Raw genomic sequence first — 1457 nt, forward strand, 5'->3', positions numbered from 1 at the left:
CCGCCGGGGCGGGATGCGGTGCCGGGTCGTCCACCAGGTCGCTCGCCCACATCGGCACCTCCACGACCGCGGTCAGACCGCCGTAGCGGTGCGCGTGGTACCAGGTGCTGTGCCGGGCGTCGTCCGGCATGCTCGGGTACGCCGCGTCCGAACCGGGCGCCGGCATCACATGCACCCCGGGCCCCGAGGCGGGCCAGCCCGCCGCGTCCGAGGCGCCCGTCTCCACCGGGATGCGCAGTTCCGCCGCCGACTTGACGAACGGTTCGGCGAGTCCCGGTATGTCCTTCGTCAACTGCACCCAGCTGCCGCCGAGATCGGTGCCGTGCAGGGTCACCTGGAGGTAGGGCCGCAGCTCGTCGATCACCCGGGTCAAGGCCCGCGTCTCGGGGGGCAGTTGATCGGGCGGCAGCACGGAGGGCGACCACTCGGGCTGCTCCGGTCCTGCCGGGCGGAAGAAGCCGAGGTGGTAGTCGAACAGGCTGCGCGGCGCCGGGGTGACATGCAGGCTCGCCCCGTCCGGGTCCGCGCAGAGCAGAAAGTGCCAGGAGGTGTCCGACCTCAACTCCCGGTCGCGGACCACCCGTTCGGCGAGCGCGAGGAGTGTGGAGCCGCCGGTCGGCTCGTTGGCGTGGGCGCCCGCGACCACCAGGACGGCGCGCCGGGCGTGCCCCACGGACAGCAGGTGAAGTGGTCTGCCCGCGCGGGAGACACCTACTTGGCGCAGGCCGCACAGGGCCGGCCGGTGAGCGGCCAATGCCCGGGCCGACGAGACCAGTTCGGCCACACTGGGGTATCGCAACTCCGGCAGGAGACTCACCCCCGACTACTCCGCCCCGGCTTCGCAAACGCAGTACTTCATGGCCTCTGTGAACTGTCAAGAAGACCGTGGGGGAGGCTCCAGGGGGCGCCCAGGGGCATTTACCGGCAGCCGGTAGACGCGTTGGTGCCAGCAGGGGGCCGGGGATTTCCAGGGGGTTTCGCGGGCGCCCGCGCACACTGCAGCTGACGTTCCCACCGTGCACACGCGCGTGCCCCCGCACCGAGAACACCGCCGTCCCGGAACGTCACCGCACGCCCGCGGCTCGACCCGCGCCCCGGGTCCGTACGCGGGTACGAGCCGGTCGCAGGGACGGTCCCACGGCGTGCGGCGGGTCCGTGTACGCCGTGGCACCAACGGGTATCGGCATCCCTCCCATCACTCGAACGGCCGTACGGGAGCTGCGGTCCGCGCGGTGCGGTGATCGGCTGGGGGCATCCGCGTGCGCGCAGGACGCGGACGACAGGCCCCGCGTCTCCTCCACGGCGCGGGGCGCAGCTGCGACCACGGGAGCGGACGGCGGTGCTGTGTCTCACGGGCGTGACCGTCCCCCGGACCGCGGGCACCCCGGCCCGTCCACCGCGACCGCCGAGCCTGCGGACGGCCGTACGGGACCCGTATCCGCTCTACCGCACCCTCC

At 73.2% G+C, this 1457-nt stretch carries 1 protein-coding gene; it reads right to left on the reverse strand.

All coding sequences use genetic code 11. The annotated features are described in order from the left end of the window. Positions 1-817, reverse strand: an 817-nt coding sequence (locus R6V09_RS53045) for a M14 family zinc carboxypeptidase (protein ID WP_317888543.1), incomplete at its 3' end; no start/stop codon positions are given. Positions 818-1457: the final 640 nt, after the last annotated feature.

This window comes from Streptomyces sp. W16, from assembly GCF_033194735.1.
GTDB lineage: Bacteria > Actinomycetota > Actinomycetes > Streptomycetales > Streptomycetaceae > Streptomyces.